The organism is Sphingomonas sp. SUN019 (genome assembly GCF_024758705.1).
Lineage (GTDB): Bacteria > Pseudomonadota > Alphaproteobacteria > Sphingomonadales > Sphingomonadaceae > Sphingomonas.
Genome location: NZ_CP096971.1, coordinates 767,008 through 791,780 on the forward strand (window position 1 = coordinate 767,008; position 24,773 = coordinate 791,780).

Sequence of the window (24,773 nt, forward strand, 5' to 3'; positions counted from 1 at the left end):
ATGATGTTTTTTATTATTATACTTTCAGTCCGACGAGAAGGAGGTCGCAGAGCGCTTGGGCCTCCGCCTCGAGGTCGTCGGTGCGATAGGTTTCCAGCATCGCCGGGTGCCAGACTTTGCTGAGCGCCGCGAACAACGCACCGGAGATGCGGTCCGGATCCCCCGCGGCGAACGTCCCGGCGTTCTGCCCTTCGATCACGATGTGGCGCAGCGCGCCCCGCAGGTCATGAACGAATTTTTCGACGACCGGCCAGCGAGACTGCGTCGCCACCGCGCACAGCCGGTGCATCCGCTCCTCGCTGAACAACAGCGCCAGAGACTGCCGCATGACCGCGAGCACCGTTCCGCGCAGGGCCGCAGGCGCGTCGATCGACGCCGTTCGCGCCGCGCTCCACGCGACATCTTCGAGTACGACGAGCTTGCGCGCCGCGATCGCCTCGTCGATCGCTTGGCGGTTCGCGAAGCTGCGATAGAGATTGGCGGACGACATGCCGAGATCGCGCGCGATGTCGCCGATCGTCGTCTTCTCGAACCCGACCCGGTCGTAGAGCCGTTCGGCGGCATCGAGGATTTCCTCGCGGCGGTCGATCGCCGGACGTCCGGGCTTGCGCGTGGCCAGTTCCTCACTCTTGATTTTCATGAAACTAGACGTATCCTGTCACTATAAACAATTCAAGGACACGTCCAGATGCGCCCGACGCTCGCCTCGATCCTGTTCGTCGCCCTGCCGCTAGGCGCGTGCGCGGGCCATCCCGACTATGTGCGCCCCAGCGTGTCGCTTGGCGATGCGTTTCGCAACGAGGCATTACAACCGGCCGGAGCGCGAATCCGGGTCGAAGACCGCTGGTGGCGCGCGTTCGGCGATCCGGTGCTCGACCGCCTGATCGACGAGGCGCTGTCGGGCAGTCTAGAGGTCGAAATCGCGGCGGCGCGCCTGGAGCAAGCCGCCGCGGGCGTTCGCTCGGCGCGCGCGCAATCGTTGCCGCTGATCGCGGCCGTCGGATCAGGCGCGATCCAGCGCCAGTCGATCGCGGATCCATCCGGCCGCTTTGTTTCACGGTTTCCGGGTTACGAGCGCACCAGCGAGCAATACGGCCTCACCCTGGCGGCTTCGTGGGAGATCGACCTGTTCGGCTCGCTGGCGGCCGGACGGCGTGCCGCCCTCGCCGACCTGAGCGCAGCGGACGCCGCCCTTGCGGGCGCGCGCCTGACCGTCGCCGCCGAAATCGCCACCACCTATCTCAATGCGCGCGAGTTCGAAGTCAGACTGGCGATCGCGCGCGATCGCGCGACAACGCTCGGCAGTCTCGACGGCCTCGTACGCCTGCGTTTCTCGCGCGGTGTCGCCGCGCGGCTCGAGGTCGATCAGGTGGCGGCGGATCTCGCGACGGCGCGATCCGCCATCCCGGCGATCGAGGCCGCGCGCGAGGTCGCGTTCAACCGCATTGACCTGCTGGCCGGACGTGCGCCCGGTTTTTCAGCCGCCGAAATCCGCGCTGCCGCCATTCCGGCCGCACCTATCATCGCCGGGGATGCCGGACCGGCATCTTTGCTGTTCCGCCGCCCCGATCTCGTGGCGGCCGAGCGCGCGGTCGCCGCCGCCGATGCGCGCACCGCGCAAGCGCTCGCCGAACGTTATCCCAAAGTCACGATCGGTGCGCTCGCCGGGTTGCTTTCGGGCGGCGTTTCCAACCTATTCACCGGATCGGCGTCGCGCGGCGCGGCCGACGCGGGCATCTCCGGTCCGTTGCTCGATTTCGGGCGAACCGGGGCTGCGGTCGATCGTGCGCGCGCGCAGACGCGCGAGGCCGTCGCGAATTACCGCCTGGCCGTTCTGCGCGCCGCGAGCGAAGCCGAAAACGGCTTCTCGACCCTCGCGCGCAGCCAGGCGCAAGCGGCGGCGCTCGACAGAAGCGTCGTCGCGCTGGCGCGGGCGCGCGACACCTCGCGGCTCGCCTACCGGGCGGGCGCGGTCAGCCTGATCGAGGCGCTGGATGCGGAACGTCGGTTGCAGGCGTCGCAGGACAGCGCATCGTCCGCCCGCGCCGATGCCGCGCGCGCCGCCGTCGCGACGTTCCGCGCGCTGGGCGGCGGATGGAAATCGATCTGACGTCCCGGGATCAGATCGCGGCGACCCCGGCGCGAGCGGCGGCCAGCACCTCCGCCGCCGTTTCGGCGTCGCTGGCCCGTGCGATCATCACCGCGCCCGCCGCCATCGCAAATGCCTGCGCGGCGCGGCGCTGGCGATCTTCAGGCGCGCCGTCAAGAGCAGCCGCGAGCGTATCGATGAAGCCGCGCACGCCCACGCCGAAGCCTTGCCGGATTTCGCCGCTGCTGCGCGCAACCTCCCCCGATAGTGCGGCGACCGGGCAGCCATCGCCGACATTCGCGACCATGGCGTCTGAGAGGTAGTGGTCTGCGAAGGCGGGCAGCACGGGCATGGAGCCCGTCTCAGAGAGCCCGGCTTCCAGATATCGCGTCATCTGGCCGAAGGCGGCGGACAGGGCGGTCGACAGCAGCGCATCCTTCGTGTCGAAGTGGCGATAGAACCCGCCATGCGTCTTCGACGCCGCCTGCATCACGTCGGCGACACTGGTGCGGTCGATCCCCCGTTCCCGCAACATCCGCGACGCCGCCGCGACGATCGCTTCGCGTGTGTCGGCCTTCGCTTCGCGCGATTGGCGCATCGATCTTTCCTTTAAAAAGCCGCTTGCGCATTTAGCTGATGATTGACATCCAAGCAAATAGATGATCATTGTCATCTAACGAGTCGAGGATGTCGAGATATGACAGTCAAAGGGCATATAACGCTCCCGTCGCGGTTGAGGCGGTTCGTGGCCGCCCTGACCGCCTGGGCCGAGGCGGCTGACCTGGACAGCGTCACCTATCTCGATGGGCGCGTCACGACTCTCGAACGCCGCATCGCGTTGCTCGAGGCGTCCGTCAGGCAGGATCATTAACCATGGCGCTCCCCAAGATTCTGGTCACCGGTGCGACCGGCAAGACCGGGCAAGCCGTCGTCGACCTGCTGCTCGACAAGGGGTTTCCGGTGCGAGCGCTCGTCCGCGCGCGCGATGCCCGAAGCGCAGCGCTGGATCGGCGCGGCGTAGAAACGGTGATCGCCGACATCTTCGACGCCAACCAGATGGCCGACGCATTGCGCAGCGTTCAGCGCGCCTATTATCTTCCGGTCTTCCACACGCACATGATTCAGGCCTCGGCGGCCTTTGCCATCGCCGCGCGGGAGGCTAAGCTGGAGGCGGTGGTGCAGATGAGCCAGTGGCTGTCGCAGCCGTCGCACCCGGCGACTATGACGCGCCAGACGTGGCTGACGGATCAGCTTTTCGCCGCACTGCCGGATACTGCGCACATCATCGTCAATCCGGGGATGTTCGCCGACAATTTCCTGCGCGTTTTCGACTTTGCGGCGCTCCTCGGCATCTTCCCGGTTCTGACCGGCGCCGGTCGTGCGGCGCCCGTATCGAACGAGGACATGGCGCGAGTTGTCGCCGCGTTGCTGATGAAACCGGATCGGCACGCCGGAATGCGCTATCGGCCGACTGGTCCCGAACTGCTGTCCGGCCGCGATATGGCTGGTATCGTCGCCAAGGTGGTCGAACACCGGTTGGTCACGCTCAACCTGCCGTTCTGGATGTTCTGCAAGGTCGCCCGGCAACAACGGATCGATCCATTGGAGATCAGCGGCTTTCGCTATTACGTCGAAGAAATGAAACGCGGCACCTTCGCACTTGACGGCGGCGTCACCGACGTCGTCGCGGAACTAACCGGGAGACCCGCCGAGAGCTTCGAGACGACCGCGCTCCGCTATGCAGCGACGCCCTTTGCCCGCCAGACGCTCGGCAATCGGATGAAGGCTTTCTTGAAATTCAATCTCACGCCCATCTATCGCGGCTACGATCTGGATCGGTGGGACCGGATGAAAGGCTTTCCCGCCCCGTCCAATCCGACCCTGTCGATAGACGATGCCGACTGGCGCGCGGAACACAGCGCGCAGAATCAGTCGCCGCCCCAGCCTGCGTTCGCGCCGCGAGCCGTGCGCGCCTGAATCGATCCAGCTTGGCCGAATACGTGTAATGGAGAGATCTCATGCCGACTCCACTGGACAATCGCATACCCCCGCCGATTATGACCGTATTTGTCGGTATGGCGATGCTTGTCGCCTCGTCGGTCACACCAACGATCCACCTGGCCCCGCCCGCCCGGTATGGGATCACAGCCCTGGTGCTGCTGGTTGCAGGTATATTCGGCGGCAGCGCCTTCGCGGCATTCGGTCGCGCGCAGACGACGATCAACCCGGTAAGGATCGATCAGGCGTCGGCACTGGTGACGACAGGCATCTATTCGGTCACCCGCAATCCGATGTACGTCGCCCTGACCGCGCTGCTTGTCGCGCTCGCCTGTGGCCTCTCGAACGCATGGCTATTGCTCGGTCCGCTCGGCTTCGCGCTGTTCACGTCACGCTTTCAGATCCTACCTGAAGAGCGGGCGATGCATACCAAGTTCGGCGATGCGTTCACTACCTATTGCGCTAGGGTGCGGCGCTGGCTCTAGCTTTCTGCGCGGCCGATCGCACCTTTCACAAGTCCAACCAGGTCGCCGCAATCAAGTTCGGCTGGACGATAGCCGACGGGCAACTTTGGGTCGGGAACGACGCAGAAATGGACGCCCAGCTCGACCAAACCGCTTTCCAAGGGCGCGGACGCTCGTTCACATGTCCCGCGCGATGAATGTGACCGCGGACTCAATCGCAAGGATCTTACGTTCGTGCCGAGGGCGGCGAAAAACCGCGTTACGCGTTTGCCACCGGACCAGTTCAAGATCGCAATGCGGCAAGCTCGGGCATTCACGCGCGCTTTCTAAATCTCTAAAGCCACACGTTCGTTCATGCCGTTCGCCCGTTCCGGCCGCGCCCGGAGCAGCGTTGTCAGGAAGCCGAGAGATGGACCGTACTTTTCGCTTCCTTAACCCGACGAGGCGCCAGTATCTCGCCGGGACGATAGGCGTTGCAGCAGCGACAGCAGCGTCGCCGGCGTCGGCATGGACAGCTTTGGATGACGGCGCGCCAGTCGCGATTGCCCGGCGCGAGGGTGATCGGCTCATCCTTTCGAACGGCGTTGTCAGCCGGAGGATCCAGCTGCCGAGCGCCACACGATCCACAATCGGGACGACCGACTTCCGCACGGTAGCGCGGCGTTCGCGATACTTTACCGGCGAGAGCGACAAGTTTCGCGCCGAAGCGGACGAGTTCGGCTTTCTCGCCAACGACACTCTCTATTCCGGAAAGTCCGGCTGGACGCTCGACGCGATCACGGACGTGCAGGACGCGCTGCAGAGCCGCGGGGTCGACATTATTCTTCGGAGCAACGACGCGCGGGTGGAAGTCGCCTTGCGCTACCTGCTGTACCCTGGTCTGCCCGTCGTCCGGAAAACACTGACCGTCCGCAATCTGACGGGCACCCCGCTGAAGCTTGAGAATATCGATGTCGAATGTTTCAATTTCGACTTCTACTGGCCCGCGACGATGAGCTGGGTCTATAGCGACTATGGTCGTCGCAAGTCGCTCATCCCGTTCGTCGGCGGGCGGCAGGACGCGCTGGTCGCGCTGCACAATCCCGACTGGGGCGAGGGCGTCGTCCTCGGCAATGAAGCGGCGGGCGTGAACAAGTACACCGCGGCCTTTGCTGATGGCCGGACATTCAAAGCGGGTCTTGCGCGAAAGGACGCTGGCCTGCCGTTCCGCCGCTGGATAGAGCCGGGCGCGCGCTTCACCGCGCCGCGCACGTTCGCCATCGTCTATGCAGATACACCGCGCTTCGAAGACGTTCTCAACACCGTCGTGCCCGACTTTGTTCGACGGCATATGGACATTCGCCTCTCGCGCCTGCCGGTCAAACCGAGCTTCGTCTACAATACGTGGGAGCCGTTTCAGAAGAAGATCGACGCCGAACTGGTCATGAGCCTGGCCACCGCGGCGGCCGTGGCGGGAATCAAGGAGTTCGTGATCGATGACGGCTGGCAGGACAGCTACGGCGACTGGGGCATCGATCGGGCCAAGTTTCCCGACGGCCTGAAACCGGTAATCGACCATATCAAGGCGCTCGGCATGAAGCCCGGCATATGGGTTTCTATCGGCTCTGCCGATCCGGCGAGTGCGGTGTACCGGGCGCATCCCGAGTGGTTCGCGCGTAATGCCGACGGGCGGCACTATGCGATGCAGGGCGATGAGAACGAATATATGACCGCGTGCTTCAGCACCGGCTGGCGCGACTATATCAAGGGCGTCCTGCTGCGGCTGACCGAGGAATATGGCCTCGAATATCTCAAGCTCGACTTCGCCGTCGTCAGCAGTCCGTACCAATACGACACGCGCAAGGCCGGCTGCTATGCGGCGAACCATCCTGGCCACCGCGACCATGCAGAGTCGCTGTCGGTCAATTTCGACGTGATGTGGCAAGTGTTCGATGAAATCCACGCAAAGCATCCGCAGGTGTTCATCGACTGCACGTTCGAGGCGATGGGCGGGTTGCAGCTAATCGACTATGCAATGCTCCAGCACGCCGAGGGCAACTGGCTGTCGAACTATAACGAGCCCGGAGCGCAGAACGATCTGCGCGTTCGCAACATGGTGTGGTGGCGCTCACCGGCGATGCCGGCGACCGCGCTGGTGATCGGCAATTCCAAGCTCAACGACGCTGGGTACGAACTCCACCTGATGTCGCTTGCCGGCTTGCTCCCGATCGTCCTCGGCGACCCGCGGACAATGCCGCCCGCGACGCTAGCGCGCTGCCGCCACTATGCCGACTGGCTGGCGGCGATGGCGGAACGGCACGACATCTTCAGCTTCCGGCAAGATCTACCGGGGTTCGGAGAGCCGCAGGAGGGCGGCTGGGACGGGTTTCAGCGGATCAACACCGACAGTCGCTCAGGCGGCATTGTCGGCGTCTTTCGACACAATGCGGTCGAGCCGGTGCGCCGCGTCACGATCGCCTGGCTCGACCCGGCCGCGCGTTACGACGTCCGCGCGTTCGACGGCCAACTCGTCACCAGGATGACGGGCTCCGCGCTGAAGCTGACCGGGTTCGACTGGGAACTGAAGAAACCGATTGCCGGTCAGTTGTTCGAAATTCGGCGGGTCACGAAGGCGGGCTATGAGCGGACCGAAATCTGATTCGGTTGGCTCGACCCATAAGCCGCCATTTGGCGATCATTCGAACCCGCGTCGCGCATCGATCTCTTGCCGCTTGCAGTTTTCCAGAGTGATGCTGAGGGCAAAAGCATCGCACGCGAGCTCTTCGCGTAATTCGTCCGCATTGAGGACGACGCGCGCACGATCGTCCACCCGCATCTGGCGCCACTGCTTGCAAGTGCGATAGTTGGGATAGCGTTCGGCAAATGCGGCGTTGGCCTGCTCGGTATCGCCGTCATCTTCGTCCGGCTCATCCAACAGGAGATCGCCGACATACCTGCGCGACTCTCGGAAATCGGCACTGTCCGCCATAATCAGCGGACAATAGCCGTGAGCGAAGACGAAGGGCTCCGGCAGATGGGCCTTGGGCAAACCGTCCGGGTCGCTTGCTGCTGGCGGTAGGCTCCAATGCTCGTTCAACTCCGCGAAAAGCGTCGCGATGACGATAGTACCGTCCGCATGGATGGGCGGCAGCCAGGATGTCGATCCCTGGTCCGTCGCGGGACGCGCGCACTTACGCTGCTCGCCAAGTGGCTGTCTCCGCCTGCAGAAGCTGACGCATCGTACGCACGATCTTGGCTTCGTTCCGGCGGATGCGGTGACTTAGTCCTGCTACCGCCACGACCAACGTTTCGCCTTCCCCCGTGGTCTTTATCGGGATCGCAATCGCTCCAGTATCGGGGAGCACAACATCGTAAGCGGTCGCGTAGCCCGACGCGCGGGCATCGGCGATCGCGGCCTCGATCGCATCCAGCGCAGGTCGCCCGCGCGCGCTCGACTGCTTCGTCCATCGGCTGAGCAGGTCACGCACGGTGGATTCATTCTGTGCTGACATCCATGCCGTCCCGATCGCTGTTCCGATCAACGGGAACATCAAGCCTTCCTCGACCTGCAGCGAGATCGGATGCGTGCCGATCAACGCGTGCAGGCACCGCATCTGCAGATCGGCGGGCGCAGTCAGCGTCACCGTCTCGCTGGTCAGGTCACGCAATTGCGCCAGGGTCGGCAGCAGCATTTCCGACCCCAGCAGAGCGCCTGCGATCCAGTCGCCCAGCCGCGCCAGCTTCAGCGTCGGGAAGAAACTCTGGTCCGACGGCCCGACGCTCAGATAGCCCTGCGCAACCAGGCTGCGCAGCAGGACGCTGAGGCTCGATTTGGGATAGCCGAGCGCCGCGCCCAGTTCGGACGACGTCAGCGGCTCGCGCCGGGCGGCGAACACTTCCAATATGTCGAGCGCGCGCGCCGCCGACTTCACGAGTTCCTGGGACATGCCGCCCCTCTATCCACGAAGCCGCGACCCGGCCACCGTGATCGTCAGGTCTCGACGGTGGCGATCGGCGTGCCGATGCGGTGGACTTGCCCGGCCTCGGCGATCAGGCTGATTGCGCCCGCGACCGGGCTGGCGATCTCGGTCGAGGTCTTTTCGGTTTCGATTACGTACAGCGGCTGCCCGGTTTCGACCCGGTCGCCGCTCACGACCAACCATTCGACGATCGTGCCCTCCTGCATCGACGCCGCCAGCTTGGGCAGTTTCAGCGTCACCTTCGCCATCAGCGATCCGCCATCACGGCGCGCGCCTTCGCGGCGATGCCCTCAGCGCCAGGGAAATGCATCGCCTCCAGATTCTGCGCGAACGGGATCGGCGTATAGCGCGCGCCGAGCCGGGCGACCGGCGCCTTCAGCCGCCCCCATGCCGCTTCCTGGATACGCGCCGCCAGCTCGGCCCCGAAACCGCCGAATTCGACCGCGGCGTGGACGATCAGCGCGCGGCCGGTGCGCCCGACCGATTCCAGCACCGTCGCCATGTCGAGCGGCACGATCGAGCGCAAATCGATCACCTCGGCCTCGACGCCATCCACCGCCAGCAGGTCGGCCGCGGCGAGCGCCTCCTGCACCGCCCAACTCCACGCCACGATCGTCAAATCCCTACCCGGCCGCGCGACCGCCGCCTTGCCGAGCGGCACGCGATAGTCTCCCGCCGGGACCAGCCCCGGCGAGAAATAGCAGCGCATCGCTTCGAGGAAGATGCACGGATCGGGATCGTCGATGCACGACAGCAACATGCCCTTGGCGTCGACGGGGTTGCTCGGCGCGACGATCTTCAGCCCCGGAATATGCGCGAACCACGCCTCCAGCGACTGGCTGTGCTGCGCGCCGAAGCTGCCGACATTGCCCGCGGTCAGCATCCGTAGCGTGATCGGGACGCTGGTTCGACCGCCCGACATATAGCGCAGCTTGGCGGCGTGGTTCGCGATCTGGTCCATGCACACCATCGCGAAGTCGACGATCATGATCTCTGCGACCGGGCGAAACCCGGCCAAGCTCGCGCCGATCGCCGCGCCGACGATCGCCTGCTCCGAAATCGGCGTGCCGCGCACGCGGTCTCGGCCATGCCTGGTCGACAGGCCTGCGGTCGCCTTCACGATGCCGCCCGCGGGATCTTCGATATCCTCGCCCAGCAGAATCACGCGGGCGTCGGCGGCCAGCGCCATGTCGAGCGCTTCGTTCACCGCTTGGCCGAATGTGATCCTGCGCCCGTCGGAGTCGGGTATCGGCGCTGCGGCGATGAAGCGCGGTTCGGCGTCCGGCAGGTCGTCCGCGCTCGCGAACACATCGACATAGAGTTCGCTGGCGGGCGGCGACTGAGAGGCGTCCGCGAACGCCTGCGCATCGTCGATCTCCGCCGTGACCGCGGCGTCGATCGCGTCCAGCGCCGCCGCCTCCGTCAACGCGTCGTCGATCAGCCGCTGGCGAAACATCTTCACCGGGTTGGCCGAACGCGCCGCCGCTAGCGCCGCGGCATCCATGTGAACCTCTTCCGATCCGAAGCTGTGCCCCTGTAACCGGTGCGCGACGCATTCTAACAAGGTTGGCCCCTCGCCGCCGCGGGCACGGGCGATGGCGCGCGCGGCGGCGGCATGGACCGCGAATGGATCGGTCCCGTCGACGCGCTCGCCCGCCATGCCATATCCTTCGGCGCGACCCGCGATGGTCGGGCTGCGTGTCGATGCGGCGAAACTGGTATATTCGGCGTAGAGGTTGTTCTGGCAGACGAACACGATCGGCAGCTGCCACAGCGCAGCCAGGTTTAGGGCCTCATGCACCGCGCCGATATTGGCCGCGCCGTCGCCGAAGCTGCACGTCACGACATTGCCCGAACCCTTCAACTGCTCGCCAAGCGCAATGCCGGCCGCGATCGGCGCGCCCGCGCCGACGATCCCCGTCGTCACCATTAGCCCGCTGTCGGGATCGGACAGGTGCATCGGTCCGCCCTTGCCCTTCGACATCCCCGTTTCGCGGCCGTACATTTCGGCGATGATCTCGCGGATCGGCGCGCCCTTCGCGACGATATCGTGGATGCAGCGATAGGTGATGACCGCCTTGTCCTCGCGCGTCAGCAGTGGCGCGATCGCGGCCGGGATCGCCTCCTGCCCACCGCAGGGATAATATTGAAACTGCAGGTCGCCCGCCGCCAGCCCCTGCTGGATGCGCTGGTCGGTCGCCGCGATCCGCGCCATCGTCCGGTAGATTTCGAGCGCGGTCGCCGCGTCGATCGTCGCCGTCATCGTCATCCCGCCAACCCCTCGACGATCTGGACGTGGAAGCGCCCCACCCCCGTGCGGATCGGGACCGCGACATTCTGATAGCGATCGCTGAACCAGAATTCCTCGGCATGGGCGAGGCTCGGCCAGCGCGAAATCGCGAAGATGCCCTCGCCCCATTCGCCTGCCAGCACGCGCACGTCGCCGCCCAGTTCGAACGCGACGTAATAAGCGCCGCGCTCGCGCATCATCGGCAGGATCACGTCGCGATACGCATCCATCCGCGCCTGATCCTCGCCCGTCCCCTCGATCACCATATACGCGCGCGGCGCGCCTGCGTCGGGCACGTCGACCGTAGCGATGGTCGGCACCGAATGGCCCGGCCAGCCCTCCCACGCGATGCCCGCGCAGGACAAAGCGACGAGCGCGGGGTCGGCGGCGGCAAGGCTCGCAGAATCGGGCGACGCCCAGAAGGTGTCGCGGTCCTCGGCGAAAGCGAAGCGCGCGATGATCAGTCCGGTGTGGATGGTCCCCGGTTCGAGCGGCCGCACATCGTCTGCGCTGGACGCTGCGAGCACATCGCCCCGCGCAGCAACGATCGCGGCCGGCCAATGCTGCGCAGCATCGGCCGTCGTCTTGAGCGTCAGGAAGGCGGGCGCAGACATGCTCAATGCCGCGCGCTGAATGCGTTCAACGCAGTGTCGAACGCCGCGGAATCCTCCCAGAACGGACTATGCCCGCCGCCGGAAAGCTCGACCAGTTCGGCATCGGGAATGCGCCCGGCCATCCAACGGCCGACCTCGCCTGGCATCACCGGATTGTTCTTGCGGCCATACAGCAGCAACGTCGGCAGACCGATCGACGGCAGCATGTCGCGGAAATCCATCCTGACCATATCGTCGATCAGGTCCGCGACCGTCGCGGTTGGCGTCAGATACATTTGCGCCTTCATCTCCGCGATCGTCGCCGGATCGGGCAGATCGGCGAATGCGGCGTGCAGGAAACCGTCCAGCACCGCGCGGTCGGCGCGCACGCTGTCGGCATAACCCGCCGCGGCAGCTTCGGGAAAATCGCCGAAGGTCGGATGCGCCCAGCCGTCCGCCGACATCAGGCGCGGCGTCATCTCGCACAGGCAAAGCGCGCGCAACCGGCTGACGTCGTGATGCTGGAGATAGTCGAGGATCACGAGCCCGCCGAACGCGACGCCCGTGAGCAACACGTCGCGCAGATCGAGCGCGGCCAGGAATTCGGCGAGGTCCGCGGCGTTCTGCGCGATGGTGTGCCCCGCCATCGGCTTGCCCGACAGCCCCTGCCCGCGCAGATCGAGCATGACCACGCGATTGTCCGCGGCCAGCGCGTCGACATTGTGCTGCCAGAAATAACCGCCCGGAAACTGCAGCCCCTGCAGCAGCACCAGCGGCCGTCCCGCGCCGCGCTCCTCATACCAAAGCGGCGTCCCGTCGGAGAGGAAGTGATGCGCCATCAGAAACTGACCGCAGCCGTGATTCCATAGGTCCGCGGTGGCGCAACATAGCCCTGCGCGACAAGCTGCGGATTGAACGCCCCCGATTCCAGGATCTCGGTGAAATACGTCTTGTCGAACACATTGTTGACGAACGCGCCGATCGAAAAGCGGTCGTCCGGCGCCGTCCATGTCGCGCGTCCATTGACGATCGTATAGCCCTTCTGTGCGATCAACGGCCGGTTGAACTGCGTGAAGAACGTCTTCGACTGATATCGGACGTCGCCGCGCAGCGTCAGCCCGCCGCGGGCGATCGGAATGGTGTAGGCGGCAGTCCCGGTCAGCGTCCATTTCGGCGCGCGTGGAAAGCGGTTGTCCTTCAGGTCGATCGGATTGGCGGGGTCGCAGCCCGCGCTGACGGGTGCTGCCGGCTGGGTCGGATCGCCGGTGCAGAATTTGTCGTATTTCGCGTCGAGATAGGCGATCGTCGCGCCGAGATCGAACACGTCGGTCGGCCGCACCGACAGCTCGACCTCAGCCCCTTTCAGCGTCGCCGCGGCGGCGTTGGTCAGCACCGACGACAGGTTGACGATCTGCCCGACCTGAATGTCCTTGTAATCGGCATAGAACACGTTCGCGTTGAGCGTCGCGATGCCGCCGATCGTCGATTTGAAACCGGCTTCATAGGACCACACCTTTTCGGGTTCGAACCCCGGCTGGATCGCCAGCAGGTTGAAGCCGCCCGATTTGAAGCCGCGCGTCGCCGACGCGTACAGGTTGATGTCCTTGGTGGCCTCGTAATTGACCACCAAGCGCGGCGTGAACGCATTGAACGTATCGCTCAGATCGGGATTGGCGACGAACGGCGTGCCGAAGTTGATTTCGTAGCGGTAGCGCGCCTTGCGCTTCTCGTCGCTGTAGCGCGCGCCGAGCGTGACCTTCAGCCGATCGGTGGCCTGCCAGCGAAGCTCGCCGAAGCCCGCCAGCACGCGCGTCTTCGCGGTGCCGTCGATCAGGATGTAGAACGGCAAATTCGCCCCGAAGGGAAACGGCAGCGCGATGAAGCTGTCGCCGCTCTCATGGAAATAATAGCCGCCGATCAGCCATTCGAACCTGCCGCTCTGGCCGCTCAGCTGGAGTTCCTGGCTATATTGGTCGGTGTCGTCCTGCTGGATGTAATTGACGTAGAAGACGTCGCTGCCGTCGCCGTCGTTCAGCCAGTTGAACTGCGTGCTGCGATAGCCGCTGATCGACGACAGCGTGACCCCGCCGAAATCGTACGACATGTGGAGCGCGGCGCCGAACTGGTTGGTCTTGAACACGTCGTCGTCGCTGCCGACGGTGCGATTGGTGCCCGGGATGTCGAGCTCGAAGCCCTGGTTCACCGTGCGGCGAAAGCGCCGATCGAACGCGTTCGCGCCGCCGCCGAAATCGGCGGTCGGCAGCGCATCCGGGCGATTGAGGTATTTGTACGCGGGCAGATTGCTGTCGTCGCCGAGATATTCGACCGACAGCCGCGCCTTGAACGCGCTGTCCCCGTCATAGGCGATCTGTCCGCGACCGGCGAGGACGTCCTTGCTGTCCAGCCGATCGAAACCGCGCGAGCGCGACGCATTGGTGTTGCGCGTGAAGCCGTCGCGCCAGCTGCCCAGTCCCGCGATCCGCACCGCCCAGCAGCCGCCCAGCGGCGCATTGACCATCCCTTCGACGCGGAACGCATCGTAATTGCCGTATTCCGCCGCGACGCGCCCCTCGAACTTGTCGCTCGGATAATTGGGAATGACGTTGATGACGCCGCCGGTCGCATTGCGGCCGTAGAGCGTACCCTGCGGGCCGCGTAGCACCTCGACACGGGCGACGTCGAACAGGTCGAACAGTCCGGCCGCGGCGCGCGCGACATAAACGCCGTCCGAATGGACCGCCACGCCGGGATCGCCGGAGATCGTGTAATTCTCGTTGCCGACGCCGCGGATGCTGATCTTGCCGACCACCGAACGCTGGACCAGCAGGCCCGGCGTGAGCGTCGACAGCCTTTCGGTATCCTGGATGCCCGCCGCGGTCAGCGTGTCGCCCGACAAAGCGGTGATCGAGATCGGCACGTCCTGCAGCGATTCCTCGCGACGCTGCGCCGTAACGACGATGTCCGACGTGGGCGTCGTTGCGTCCTGCGGCGGTTGTTGCGGCTGCTCTTGCGGTGCGTCCTGCGCCCACGCGGGCCGCGTCGCGGTGATCGCCAGCGACACGGTCGCCAACAGTTTTGCGTGACTTCGCATAACGACCTCCCGGCTTCAGGGTGCGCATCTGCTTGGCCGTAATCCATCACATGCCAAGCCGCGTGTCAACCATAGTTCATGTCACTGTCCAGATCGTTCACTCTTGTGAACTGCATAGCGGGCTGTTAAGTGATGAATGTGGAGATGGCCGCATGACTCAGGCAATCGACATTGTCGTGAACCTGTTCGGACCCGAACAGGTCGCCGCCGGACAGACCGGCTTCGACGCCGCGTTCATGGATCAGGTGCGGATGCCCGCCGCGATGCGCGGCGGGGTGGATATCGACGATTATGTGCGAATCATGGATGAGGCGGGGGTCGCGCATTCGCTGCTGGTCGCAGTGCGCGCGGGCGACCCGAACTGGCGCGGCTCGTTCGAGATTTCCTATGACACCGTCGCGCGCTGGTGCGATCGGCACCCGACGCGGTTTTCGGGGCTAGCCGGGGCCGATCCGACACGCGGTATGGCGCAGTTGCGGGATTTGGAGCGCGCCGCCGCGCTCGGCTTCGTCGGTGTGCACGCCTATCCGCACTGGTTCCGGCTGCCGCCCGACGCCGCGCGCTGGTATCCGATCTACGCCAAGTGCTGTGAACTCGACCTTCCGTTCATGCTGCAGGTCGGCCAGAATCTGATCTACCAGAAAGACGTCCGCCTGCCCTCGGTCGCGAGGCCGATCCTGCTCGATCAGGTCGCGATCGATTTTCCCGATCTGACGATTATCGGCATCCACGTTGGCATTCCCTGGGCCGACGAAATGATCGCGATGGCATGGAAGCACGCGCGCGTCTTCATCGGGATCGACGCTTATGCGCCCAGGCATCTGCCGCCCACGCTGGTGCGCTATATGGACAGTTACGGCAGCGACAAAGTGCTGTTCGGCACCGATTGGCCGGTGATCGATCCCCGTCGCGCCGTCGCCGAAGTCGAAGCGCTCGGGCTGCGGCCAGACAGTCTGGCAAAGGTCATGCGCGGCAATGCGTTGCGCGTGTTTCCCGGCCTTGCTGCTCGCCTGGAAAGCGACGATGCCGCCTGACGGCTATCAACCGCTGACGATCGGCCGCGGCATCCGTTGCGCCGCCGCGCGCGGACCGCAACGGCCGGCGCTTCGCCTGGGTGAGGCATCGCTCAGTTACGGCGCTCTGGTTTCCCACATGGCGCGGATCGCCATCGTCGGGCGCGAGAAATTTGGGCTTCGTCCGGGCGATCGCGTCGCGCTGATCGCGCCCAATTGCCTGCCCTATGTCGAGATCGTCGCCGGCCTGTCGGACATCGGCGCGATCGTCGCGACGCTGACACCGCGCCTGACGACCGCCGAACTCCGCGACGTCCTCGACGATTGCACGCCGCGGTTGATCATCGTCCATCCCGATTGCCTCGCAGCGATCGATCCCAACTGGCGACGCGAATTGGCGATCCAGGTGATCGACGAAAGCTATGAAGCGTTGATCGCCGGCGTCGGTGACGCGCGCGCGGCGCATCGACCGGACGAAACCGATCCGTTCGCGCTCGCATACACCTCCGGCACCACGGGGCGGCCCAAGGGCGTGCTGCTGTCGCACCGGTCGCGCGCGCTCACGTTTCTGGCGATGGCGGCGGAATATGGCTGCTTCGGCGCGGACGATCATTTTCTCGCGCTCGCGCCGATGTGTCACGGGGCCGGGTTCGTCTTCGCGGTCGCGCCGCTGTTCTTCGGCGGGACGACAACGTTGTTCAATCACTCCGACCCCGAGGCGATCCTCGCGCGCCTTTCTCGTCGGGACATCAGCGGAATGTTCGTGGTGCCGACGCATCTGGCGCGAATTTTCGATTTGCCGCAGGCGACGCTGGACACGTATCATGACCATCGGCTGAGCGCGATCATCTCCAACGCTGCAGCCTTGCCGCAGCATCTGAAGCGCCGCGTGATCGATCATTTCGGCGCGGGGCTGCTGCACGAAACCTACGGATCGACCGAGGCAGGCATCGTCACCAACATCCGCCCGCCGGACTTGATACGCAAATCCGACAGCGTCGGGCTCCCGTTCGCCAACATGGCGATCGAGCTGCGCGACGAAAGCGGCGCGATCGTCGCGACCGACACACCGGGTGAGTTGTTCTGTCGGGGGCCGACCGCGTTCAACGGCTATTGGCGTCGTCCCGACGAAACGCGCGAGGCGATGGTCGACGGCTGGGTCACCGCAGGCGACATCGCGCGGCGCGACGGCGACGGGTTCATTACGATCGTCGACCGGAAAAAGGATATGGTCGTGACCGGCGGCATCAATGTCTACCCCCGCGAGATCGAAAACGTTATCGGCGCGATGGAAGGCGTGCGCGAAGTCGCCGTGATCGGCGATCCCGATCCGGAATGGGGCGAGGTACTGCACGCGGTCGTCGTGAAAAGCGCGGACGGCGGACCGGGCGAAGCTCGGATATTGCAGGCCTGCCGATCACGGCTCGCAGGCTACAAGGTTCCTCGAAGGACTTCGTTCGTGAGCGAACTGCCTCGAACCGCAGGCGGCAAGGTGCTGAAAAATGTGCTGAAGGATATGTTCGCTGCGATCGAACGTTAGATTCGAGCAGCGAGCACCCGCCTCGTGCGCGCTGAACTGGCGCTTCGCGTGCGTCCGCATCCCGGCGCGACATCGCCCCTTGCCATCCCCACAAGATCGGCTGCGCTAACTGAACAAGGGCTCCAGGTTAGTCTGACCGGTCCAATATTGATGCGGCGGTTCGCTGACGGCCAAATCGAAACTTGGCGGCGCGTCTTCGCCACCTGTATCGCGGAGCAGTTCTACCTTGTCTTCCTCGCCCTTTTTGTTGCTGGAAAACGCGATTACGATATCGTTGAAGTCGCCATCATATCCCTTTTGCGTTGCGCGCTGGTCCTCGAACCCCAGAACAAGCGTTCCTTCGCCGGACCGCGAGTCATTGTCCCATTCAACCGCCTGCAGTCCCAGCCCGGGATTGAGGAGGTTTGCACCGTGCTTTGCACCGAGCGCGTGAAAGATGGGGATCGGGAGGGCATCGCCATCGGCGTCCGTGACGATCGGCGCCATGCCGTCGGACAGGCGCGCGGGCTTGCCGGTAAGCATATTCTCGAAGAACAGACCGCCCTCGCGGTATTCTGTCAGGTCGACGCCCAGATCGGCACCGTCAGGTACAACAAACAACCCAATGCCTTGTCCATCCGCCACGCGAATGCGGCCGCTTTCGTTGGATCCTACGTGGTCCGAGTCAGCGAATAGAATACCGCCTTCGCCAATAACGCCGGTTGACCGGTCGAACGTGTAGTAACCAATCGAATTCGATAGTTTTGAGTCTTCGGAAAGGATCGTGACCCAGCGAGCCTCGCCGTCACTGATGAAGTCGTGCCGCTTCACCACCTCCGCTCCGTCTGGCGGATGACTTGATCCGGCGTGTATCGTGTCGCGAAGCTCGTTCACAAGATTGGGAACGCCGTTCTTGTCAAACTCCTCCTCGACGCGAACAAGCCCTACGCCCGGCGCGTAGTATTTGAACTCTTTTATCCCGGGTTCGAGCGCAGTGCTGTCGATCGTCTTCAACGTATTGTAGTGACCTGTCTGTGTATTGATGCGTACGTGGCGATCGGCAATGAGCGTCTCGTCCAATGCGACGCCGGGGGCGAACTCATTGTAGAACGATTGACCGACCTTTGGCGTCGCGGGCATCACCACGCCCGGAAGCGCTCCAGCCTGGCCCGCGAGCCATGATCCGTTCTGATTGGTGCCGATGAAGTTCCCATCATCGTCATAGACGTAATTGGTCACCTTCTCACCGAAATACCAGACGTTACCTCGCTTGTCCTGAGCGAAGAAGTCGATCGTCTCTTCCGCGAGCCGTCCCTCATCATAAGCAGTGTCACGAACCGCGGTCGTCTTTACGCCCAATATGTTCCGCGTCAGCCCCGTGGTGAAAAAGTCGTTGGCCTCGACCGGCTGCCCGTGAGCGTCCACTCCTTCGAACGCCGACACCGTTCCCGGCGTGAGCGGATAATATTTATTGTCGATCGCCTCTCCTGAACGGAAGCGAGCTGGATTGAATTTGGGGAGTGTCGGCATCGGTTCCTCCTTCGACCGTAAAACCGAGTGAGCTGGTCAAACGAAGCCCTTCTCTCGGTCCTTCTCGGTCTATCGCTGGTAAGACGACGCCGGTTGTCAGCGCCCACAGCACAAATATTCTCATTCACCGCAGTGATCGTTCCCTTGAGCGCGTTCGCCAGAAGGATGCAGCCGAGCTCACCCGAAAAAATCAGAGCGAGAACAGCTGCCCTGCTTCGCCGATCGCGTGATCGTCGCGATGTTGCCCAAAGCGCCAGCGTTGTCCGGCGCACCGAACGATGTTAGTCTCCCGACCTAAGCAGCAAGGCCATCGTGTCGGTGAGGGGACTTGTTATTCATCCCATCCCGGAAGTCTTGGACGGCGGCCTGACGGCGATACTGCTCGACAGCCGTACCGCCCTGCTTAGATTTCTGTCAGTCCGAGGCGTGCCGCGCGACGAAGCGGAGGACTTGCTTCAGGAAATGTTCTTGCGCCTTGAAACACATATCATCGGGCCGGTCGCCCAGCCGCGGGCCTATCTTTATCGTATGGCCGATAATCTGTTGCTCGACATCCGGCATTCGGCAGAGCGGCGCGCAATCCGCGAGCGGGAGTGGGCATTGGCGCAGACTGGCGCAGACCTTCAAAAAGACGAGCGCCCGTCCGCCGAACAAACCTTGCTGGCGCGCGAGCGACTTGCGCTCGTATCGCAAGCGCTTGGCCTGCTGCCGGGAACGGACTGTTCAAATATTTCGAATGTTCCGCCTTGAAGGTAAGCCTCAAAAGGAGATTGCAGCCGCGCTTGGCATAAGCGTCAGCGCCGTCGAGAAACACGTCTACAAGGCGTACAAGTCCGTCGTCGACGCGCAGGCGCGATTGGAGGCGGATAAGCCTTTGTCGCGACGTCTCTAGCCGTAAAGGACAAGCATGGCTGAACCCGTTCAGGAAGATGCGCTGGATGAGGCGATCAGGTGGCGGATCAGGCTGCGCGACGGCGATGACGCCGACTGGGCGGCTTTCACCCGATGGCTTGACGGCTCGCCGAAGCGATCGCTCGCCTATGACCGTGTCGCTGCGGTCGATAAGCTCGTCGAGCATGAAATAAGCGTCGACCGTGCGTTCAAGGCAGTTTGTCGCGACACGGCAAATAGGCCCTCGGATATGGCCCGTCGAACCCCGTTCCGCTGGCCCGTCGCCGCAGCGTTTACCGCCGCAACTATCTCTCTGGGACTGATCGCATTCATTTGGCCGGCCGCAGAGTCGACCCGGTACGAAGTTGCCACCCGCGTTGGCGAACAAAGAAAAATCGTGGTCGGCAACGGCGACGCAATCGACCTCAACGGCGGCACGCGCCTCATTCTCGACCGCCGAAACCCGCGCCTTGCTGAATTGGCTGTCGGAGAAGCGACCTTTACGGTTGGTCACGATGCTGCTCGACCGTTCACGGTCACGGTCGGCGATCATCAACTGCGCGATGCCGGCACGGTGTTCAATGTTGTCCGCGATAATGTCGGCCTGTCGGTTAAAACTATCGAGGGCAGCGTTATCGTCGATCCCGCCACCACACGGATCGCGCTTTCCGCCGGCGAGGCGCTGACGATCACCCAGGGCGGTCGCCATCGACTCTCCCGGAGCGATCCCGGGACGATGGCGGGATGGCGCCGCGGGCAACTCAGCTATCAAGGCGAGCGGCTGGACCTCGTGGCGAGCGACCTGTCGCGCAGTCTCGGCGTGAATGTCCGGATCGCGCCTTCGTACGCAGCCCGCTCCTTCACCGGTTCGCTGCGCGTTGGAAATGATCACGCAAGGACCGTCGGCGAGTTCGCCGCCATGCTGGGCCTTCACGCGCACCGGAAAGACGGCGGCTGGCTCATCGATGCGAATGCGTCGTCCTGACGCGTTCCTTGCGCTGACCGTATGCTGCGTCGTGCCCGCGCCATGTTGCGCCGCAGACGGGGTGCAGTTCCAGATTGCGGGTGGAAGACTCGACGCGGCTTTGATTTCCCTCGCCGAGCAGGCGCGTATCGGTATCGACGCCAGCGATCCGGGGCTGGCCGCCATTCGATCGCTGCCGGTAAGAGGTGCAATGCCCGTCCGCGCGGCGCTGGAACGATTGCTGGCGAGAAGCGGATACACGTACGTATTCGTTACAAGCGGTACGGTTCGCATCGTCCGTGCGCGCGCCTTACGCGCACGCGCTCGGCCGCCACCGCGTCACCAAGCGCTTCCGCCGCCCGTTCAGGATGACATTATCGTCACCGGCAGCAAACAGGGCACCGCACTTGACCGGTTCGGCGGCGCCGTCAAAGTGCTGGAGCTTACGAGCGCGGACGCCGGTCGCTTTGGGATGCGCGGTAGCGAAGTCATTCTTGACCGGTTGCCCATCCTTGCCTCGACGGGCCTTGGTCCGGGCAGAAACAAGCTTTTCATCCGCGGTGTCGCCGACAGCAGCTTCAACGGCCCGAGCCAATCGATCATCGGCCAGTATCTGGGCGATGTCCGTCTGACCTTCGACGCGCCGGACCCTGACCTCCAGCTCGTCGATATCGCGCGCGTCGAACTTCTGGAGGGGCCGCAGGGCACGCTCTACGGTACGGGATCACTCGGCGGCATCCTGCGCCTGGTCCCGACCCCGCCGGACACCGCCAAAATCTCGGTCGCCACAACCGCTGGCGTATCGTCGACCGCCCATGGTGGATGGGGCTGGGATACGTCGGGGATGGTCAACTTGCCAATCGTTCGTGACCGGCTGGCGCTAAGGGCGGTGGGTTATGCGAGCAGGGACGCGGGCTACATCGACGACCTTCGCCGTCGCTTGAGCAACATCAACTCAACCACGATACGCGGCGGCAGGGCCACGGTGTTGCTGGAAGCGGGCGAAAGCTGGCAGATCGAGATCGGCGGCGTTTTCCAGGACATCGCCGTGCGCGATGGGCGCTACGCCGTGCGCGGCGGGCCGCCGCTGACCCGGCGATCGCGTCTCGCGCAGCCGTTCGACAACGATTACCGTCTCCTGCACGCAACCGTGCGAAAGCAATGGGACTCAATGGAGCTCGTCGCGGCCACCAGCTTGGTGAACCATGCGCTCGAGACCAGGTTCGACGCGAGCGGCTTTCGTGGGGCCAGGGGGCCGCAGATCTACGTCGAGGACGCGCATATCAAGATGCTGTCCCAAGAAATCCGGCTGTCGCAACCCGATTTCCGTGGCGAAGGGTGGGTGATAGGGTCAAGCTTCGTTCACGATATCAACCGTGTTGCACGTGATCTGGGACGGCCCGCCGAGCCCAAACGCTTGTCGACGGTCCGCAACCAGACCGACGAGATCGCGCTGTTCGGGCAATACGGCCAACCGCTGACGCAGCGGCTGCTCGCGACGATCGGCGGCAGGCTGACCTATTCCAGATTGCGCGGCTCCTTTTCCGGCGCGGTCGTCAACCAGACAATCGAGGCGGATCGACGCGACGCGCGCGCCTTGCCCACGCTCGCATTGACCTGGCGGTCGACGGAAAAACTCCTGCTCTACGCCCGTTATCAAGAAGGCTTTCGCGCAGGCGGGCTGGGTACGACGGCCTTCGGCGCGAAGCCCGCAGGTCGCCGCCTTGTCTCGGACAGCGTCAACGCCGTGGAGGCGGGGTTTCGGTGGGGGCGTCGCGGCGCAGACCGGATCGCGCTCGAAGCTGCGGTTTCGCATACGACGTGGAACGATATCCAGGCCGATTTGGTCGACAGGTTTGGACTCCCCTTCACGACCAACTTGGGCGATGGCCGTATCGACGGCGTCGAGGTGGAGGGATGGTGGCGGGCGACGCCGCTGCTCGACTTCGACTTGGCCGTGTTCGTCAACAAGAGCGCCTTATCCTCTCCTGTCCAGGAATTCGCAGCGGCGGACGAACGGACCTTGCCCAACATCCCCGATAACGGCGCGCGCGCCGCGGTTCATTTCCGGTCCGAACTGTCTCGCACGCTCGCCTTCTCGATGACCGCTGCGATCCGGTATTCGGGCGAATCGCAACTTGGCGTCGGTTCGCCGGTCGAGGGACAGCAGGGCGACATCGCCGAAGCCGCGCTGGGCGCCAGACTTGCTTTCCGGGATTTCGGCGTGACGCTCGATGTAAGCAATATCGCGAATGCGCGTGGTAACCGCTTTTCGTTCGGCAACCCGTTCACTCTTGCGGAGGGCCGGCAAGTGACTCCACTCCGGCCACGAACGGTTCGAATGGGTCTGAGCGCAAATTTTTGACGAAGCTTGTCCGCGGGATGACCGGGCGGATCGGTCCTGTTGCGGAGAGTTCTTCGAAGCCGCACTGCGGCCGCCATCGCCGTCATACTCTCCTGGATGCCCAAACAATGAATCTTGGCCTAACGTTCAGGACATCACTCGGGCGAGAAGGTGGTTTGTAGCTCGCGGGCGAAGACGGGCCAGGCTGCTTCTTGGGCAAGTATCACGTGATTTTCGCTATTCAGCAGGTGCAAGCGCGCGCCGCGAACAAGCGTCGCAACCTCCTCGGCGCAACTATGCGGGATTATCCGGTCGCCCCGGCTGTGTGCGACCAACGTCTCCGCCGTTATCCGGCCCAGTTCCGCGCGCAAATCCAGCGATCGAAAGACGTCCTGCAGCGACTCGTTCAGCCCCATGATCGTGCCTAGACGCTGGTTGAACCAGTCGATCATCGCGCCGCGCGCGCCCGGCCAATATAGCGCGCCGAGCATTTGCCCGAACACCGTGCGATCGCCATCGCGGTATATGCGGCCCATGTTGAGCAGCGACTTGCGGCGTTTGATCTCCTCCGGGTCGCCACGTACCTCGAAACCGGCGGCGTAACCGCCATAAAGCACGAGCTTTCGGACGCGTTCGGGGTGCCGCGCAGCATAGGCAAGCGCGACTAAAGCGCCGTGCGATACGCCCAGGATGTCGAACCGGTCGACACCCGACGCCTCGACCACCGCGGCGAAATCGTCGAGCAGCGCGTCGAACGTCCACCGCGGCGGCTCCCGTTCCGATCGGCCGACGCCGCGCAGGTCGCTGCGGATCAGCCGGCGATGCCGCACGGCTTCGGTCGTCCAATGCCCCCAGGCAACCGAATCCCAATCGTCGTCGATCTGGTGGAACCACACCGCCGGTTGCAGCAACGGAAAGCCTTCGCCCATCGCCGACCAGGCGATATGGGTGCCGTCGGCCGACACGCAGATTCCGGTACGTTCACCCGCCTTCGCCTTCGCCAGCAAATTTGTCGGTTCATCCAGCGCGTCCGCGCCATTCGCCTTTGCCACCCTGCGCCGCCAGGTCGCCGGCGGTTCGCCGTATTCGCGTTTGAAGGCGCGCGTGAACGCGGCTTCGGAATTGAAGCCGACTTCGTACGCGACATTGCTGCTGCTCTGCCGGCCATCTCGCAGCAAGTTCCCCGCCATCCGCATCCGCCAGCGCGCGCAATAGCGCATCGGGGATTCACCGATCAGCGCGGTGAACCGGTCGGCGAAGGCGGAGCGCGACATCCCGACCTCGCGCGCCAGCCCGGTCACGTCCAGATCCTCGGCATAACGGCTGTGGATGATCGACAGCGCCTTTGCGACCGCGGGATCGCGCAGGCCGTTCAGCCATCCGCCCTGTCCTTCCGGCAGGCTGTCAATGTAGCGCCGCACGGCTTCGGCGAATAGCAATTCGGTCAGCCGCGCGACGACCGATGGCGGCGCGCGCCCGGCTGCGAAACGCAGCGAGCTTTCCAGCCATTCGTCCGACGCGCCGTCGCGCGCCTGGATCAGCATCACGCTCGGCAGGCTGTGAAGCAACTCGTTCTCGGGCGAGGTGCTGCCGAGGAACCCGCAATAGAGCGAGGTTTGATCGCCCGCTCCGTCGATCCGGATGCGGGCGGGTTCACCATTCAGCCCTGGTTCGATCAGCGTTTCCGACTCCACAGGCGGCAGGCCGGGCTCGGAATAGATCAAATGCTTGTCGTTGCGCGGCAGCAGGATGATGCAGCCCGTCTCGGCGATCGCCGCGGTCTCGCCGGGAACCTCGACCCAGATCCGCCCCGATCGTACGTAATGATAGGCGATCACGTGCGCGGGTTCGGCGAAGAAACTGGCGTAATGCTCCTTCGTGAATTGCGAGACGAGGCACGACGGTCCGCTCAGCTCGGCGTCGATCACCACGCCCCCGCTCAGCCGCATCGACGACAGAATGTCGCTCAGCACGTCCATGCCCGCTTGTCGCGCTTTCCGGCGTTTCGATCAAATGATTCGGGTGGCG

At 64.3% G+C, this 24,773-nt stretch carries 22 protein-coding genes; 11 read left to right on the forward strand and 11 right to left on the reverse strand.

The features are described 5' to 3' along the window. Positions 1–16: 16 nt before the first annotated feature. A complete protein-coding gene (locus M0208_RS03750) occupies positions 17–640 on the reverse strand; it encodes a TetR/AcrR family transcriptional regulator (RefSeq protein ID WP_258890390.1) in 624 nt (207 codons plus the stop codon). A gap of 48 nt (positions 641–688) precedes the next feature. Between M0208_RS03750 and M0208_RS03755 the strand changes: the two genes are divergently transcribed. Then, positions 689–2,110, forward strand: coding sequence for an efflux transporter outer membrane subunit (locus tag M0208_RS03755; protein WP_258890391.1), 1,422 nt, complete (start codon positions 689–691; stop codon positions 2,108–2,110). A gap of 10 nt (positions 2,111–2,120) precedes the next feature. Here the strand turns inward: M0208_RS03755 and M0208_RS03760 are convergent, their stop codons facing one another. Continuing rightward, positions 2,121–2,687: a TetR/AcrR family transcriptional regulator gene (locus tag M0208_RS03760; protein ID WP_258890392.1), complete on the reverse strand. Its 567-nt coding sequence runs from the start codon at positions 2,685–2,687 to the stop codon at positions 2,121–2,123. A gap of 147 nt (positions 2,688–2,834) precedes the next feature. Between M0208_RS03760 and M0208_RS03765 the strand changes: the two genes are divergently transcribed. From M0208_RS03765 to M0208_RS03780, 4 genes are all read left to right on the forward strand, one after another. Beyond that, positions 2,835–2,960 carry a hypothetical protein gene (locus tag M0208_RS03765; protein WP_258890393.1) on the forward strand — a complete coding sequence of 42 codons (126 nt, stop codon included), beginning with the start codon at positions 2,835–2,837 and terminating at the stop codon, positions 2,958–2,960. Positions 2,961–2,962: 2 nt separating this feature from the next. After that, positions 2,963–4,066, forward strand: coding sequence for an NmrA family NAD(P)-binding protein (locus M0208_RS03770; RefSeq protein WP_258890394.1), 1,104 nt, complete (start codon positions 2,963–2,965; stop codon positions 4,064–4,066). An 80-nt stretch (positions 4,067–4,146) separates the two neighbouring features. After that, complete coding sequence (locus tag M0208_RS03775; RefSeq protein ID WP_258890395.1) at positions 4,147–4,572, forward strand: isoprenylcysteine carboxylmethyltransferase family protein; 426 nt, start codon at positions 4,147–4,149, stop codon at positions 4,570–4,572. Positions 4,573–4,960: 388 nt separating this feature from the next. Further along, positions 4,961–7,189: a glycoside hydrolase family 36 protein gene (locus tag M0208_RS03780; protein WP_258890396.1), complete on the forward strand. Its 2,229-nt coding sequence runs from the start codon at positions 4,961–4,963 to the stop codon at positions 7,187–7,189. 36 nt (positions 7,190–7,225) lie between these two features. Here the strand turns inward: M0208_RS03780 and M0208_RS03785 are convergent, their stop codons facing one another. The 7 genes from M0208_RS03785 to M0208_RS03815 form a co-directional block, all read right to left on the reverse strand. After that, positions 7,226–7,627 carry a hypothetical protein gene (locus M0208_RS03785; protein WP_258890397.1) on the reverse strand — a complete coding sequence of 134 codons (402 nt, stop codon included), beginning with the start codon at positions 7,625–7,627 and terminating at the stop codon, positions 7,226–7,228. A 94-nt stretch (positions 7,628–7,721) separates the two neighbouring features. Beyond that, entirely contained in the window at positions 7,722–8,477 is a 756-nt protein-coding gene (locus tag M0208_RS03790) for a helix-turn-helix domain-containing protein (RefSeq protein WP_258890398.1), read from the reverse strand. Positions 8,478–8,521: 44 nt separating this feature from the next. Continuing rightward, the gene (locus tag M0208_RS03795; RefSeq protein ID WP_258890399.1) at positions 8,522–8,758 is read right to left on the reverse strand and encodes a biotin/lipoyl-containing protein; all 237 of its coding nucleotides are present in this window, start codon (positions 8,756–8,758) and stop codon (positions 8,522–8,524) included. Continuing rightward, the gene (locus tag M0208_RS03800) at positions 8,758–10,779 is read right to left on the reverse strand and encodes a dehydrogenase E1 component subunit alpha/beta (RefSeq protein ID WP_258890400.1); all 2,022 of its coding nucleotides are present in this window, start codon (positions 10,777–10,779) and stop codon (positions 8,758–8,760) included. The genes M0208_RS03795 and M0208_RS03800 overlap by 1 nt, the downstream gene beginning before the upstream one ends. Then, positions 10,776–11,414: a DUF1330 domain-containing protein gene (locus M0208_RS03805; protein ID WP_258890401.1), complete on the reverse strand. Its 639-nt coding sequence runs from the start codon at positions 11,412–11,414 to the stop codon at positions 10,776–10,778. The genes M0208_RS03800 and M0208_RS03805 overlap by 4 nt, the downstream gene beginning before the upstream one ends. A gap of 2 nt (positions 11,415–11,416) precedes the next feature. Continuing rightward, positions 11,417–12,232 (reverse strand): alpha/beta fold hydrolase, encoded by an 816-nt coding sequence (locus tag M0208_RS03810; protein WP_258890402.1) that lies wholly within the window; start codon positions 12,230–12,232, stop codon positions 11,417–11,419. Then, positions 12,232–14,484 carry a TonB-dependent receptor gene (locus tag M0208_RS03815; RefSeq protein ID WP_258890403.1) on the reverse strand — a complete coding sequence of 751 codons (2,253 nt, stop codon included), beginning with the start codon at positions 14,482–14,484 and terminating at the stop codon, positions 12,232–12,234. Before M0208_RS03815 ends, M0208_RS03810 begins: the two co-directional genes overlap by 1 nt. Before the next feature lie 152 nt (positions 14,485–14,636). Between M0208_RS03815 and M0208_RS03820 the strand changes: the two genes are divergently transcribed. After that, positions 14,637–15,518: an amidohydrolase family protein gene (locus M0208_RS03820; protein WP_258890404.1), complete on the forward strand. Its 882-nt coding sequence runs from the start codon at positions 14,637–14,639 to the stop codon at positions 15,516–15,518. Continuing rightward, positions 15,508–17,037 (forward strand): class I adenylate-forming enzyme family protein, encoded by a 1,530-nt coding sequence (locus tag M0208_RS03825; protein ID WP_258890405.1) that lies wholly within the window; start codon positions 15,508–15,510, stop codon positions 17,035–17,037. The genes M0208_RS03820 and M0208_RS03825 overlap by 11 nt, the downstream gene beginning before the upstream one ends. Positions 17,038–17,142: 105 nt before the next feature. On the opposite strand, the gene M0208_RS03830 is transcribed toward M0208_RS03825, so the two are convergent. Next, positions 17,143–18,546: a hypothetical protein gene (locus M0208_RS03830; protein WP_258890406.1), complete on the reverse strand. Its 1,404-nt coding sequence runs from the start codon at positions 18,544–18,546 to the stop codon at positions 17,143–17,145. 354 nt (positions 18,547–18,900) lie between these two features. Here M0208_RS03830 and M0208_RS03835 point away from each other — a divergent pair, with 354 nt between their 5' ends. The 4 genes from M0208_RS03835 to M0208_RS03845 are packed head-to-tail and all read left to right on the forward strand — an operon-like array spanning position 18,901 to position 22,766. Then, positions 18,901–19,296, forward strand: coding sequence for an RNA polymerase sigma factor (locus M0208_RS03835; protein ID WP_258890407.1), 396 nt, complete (start codon positions 18,901–18,903; stop codon positions 19,294–19,296). Then, positions 19,283–19,438: a sigma factor-like helix-turn-helix DNA-binding protein gene (locus M0208_RS18525; RefSeq protein WP_408988075.1), complete on the forward strand. Its 156-nt coding sequence runs from the start codon at positions 19,283–19,285 to the stop codon at positions 19,436–19,438. Before M0208_RS03835 ends, M0208_RS18525 begins: the two co-directional genes overlap by 14 nt. 15 nt (positions 19,439–19,453) lie before the next feature. Further along, positions 19,454–20,422, forward strand: coding sequence for a FecR domain-containing protein (locus M0208_RS03840; RefSeq protein ID WP_258890408.1), 969 nt, complete (start codon positions 19,454–19,456; stop codon positions 20,420–20,422). Continuing rightward, a complete protein-coding gene (locus M0208_RS03845; RefSeq protein ID WP_258890409.1) occupies positions 20,409–22,766 on the forward strand; it encodes a TonB-dependent receptor in 2,358 nt (785 codons plus the stop codon). The genes M0208_RS03840 and M0208_RS03845 overlap by 14 nt, the downstream gene beginning before the upstream one ends. A 134-nt stretch (positions 22,767–22,900) precedes the next feature. On the opposite strand, the gene M0208_RS03850 is transcribed toward M0208_RS03845, so the two are convergent. Then, a complete protein-coding gene (locus tag M0208_RS03850) occupies positions 22,901–24,724 on the reverse strand; it encodes an alpha/beta fold hydrolase (protein ID WP_258890410.1) in 1,824 nt (607 codons plus the stop codon). Positions 24,725–24,773: the final 49 nt, after the last annotated feature.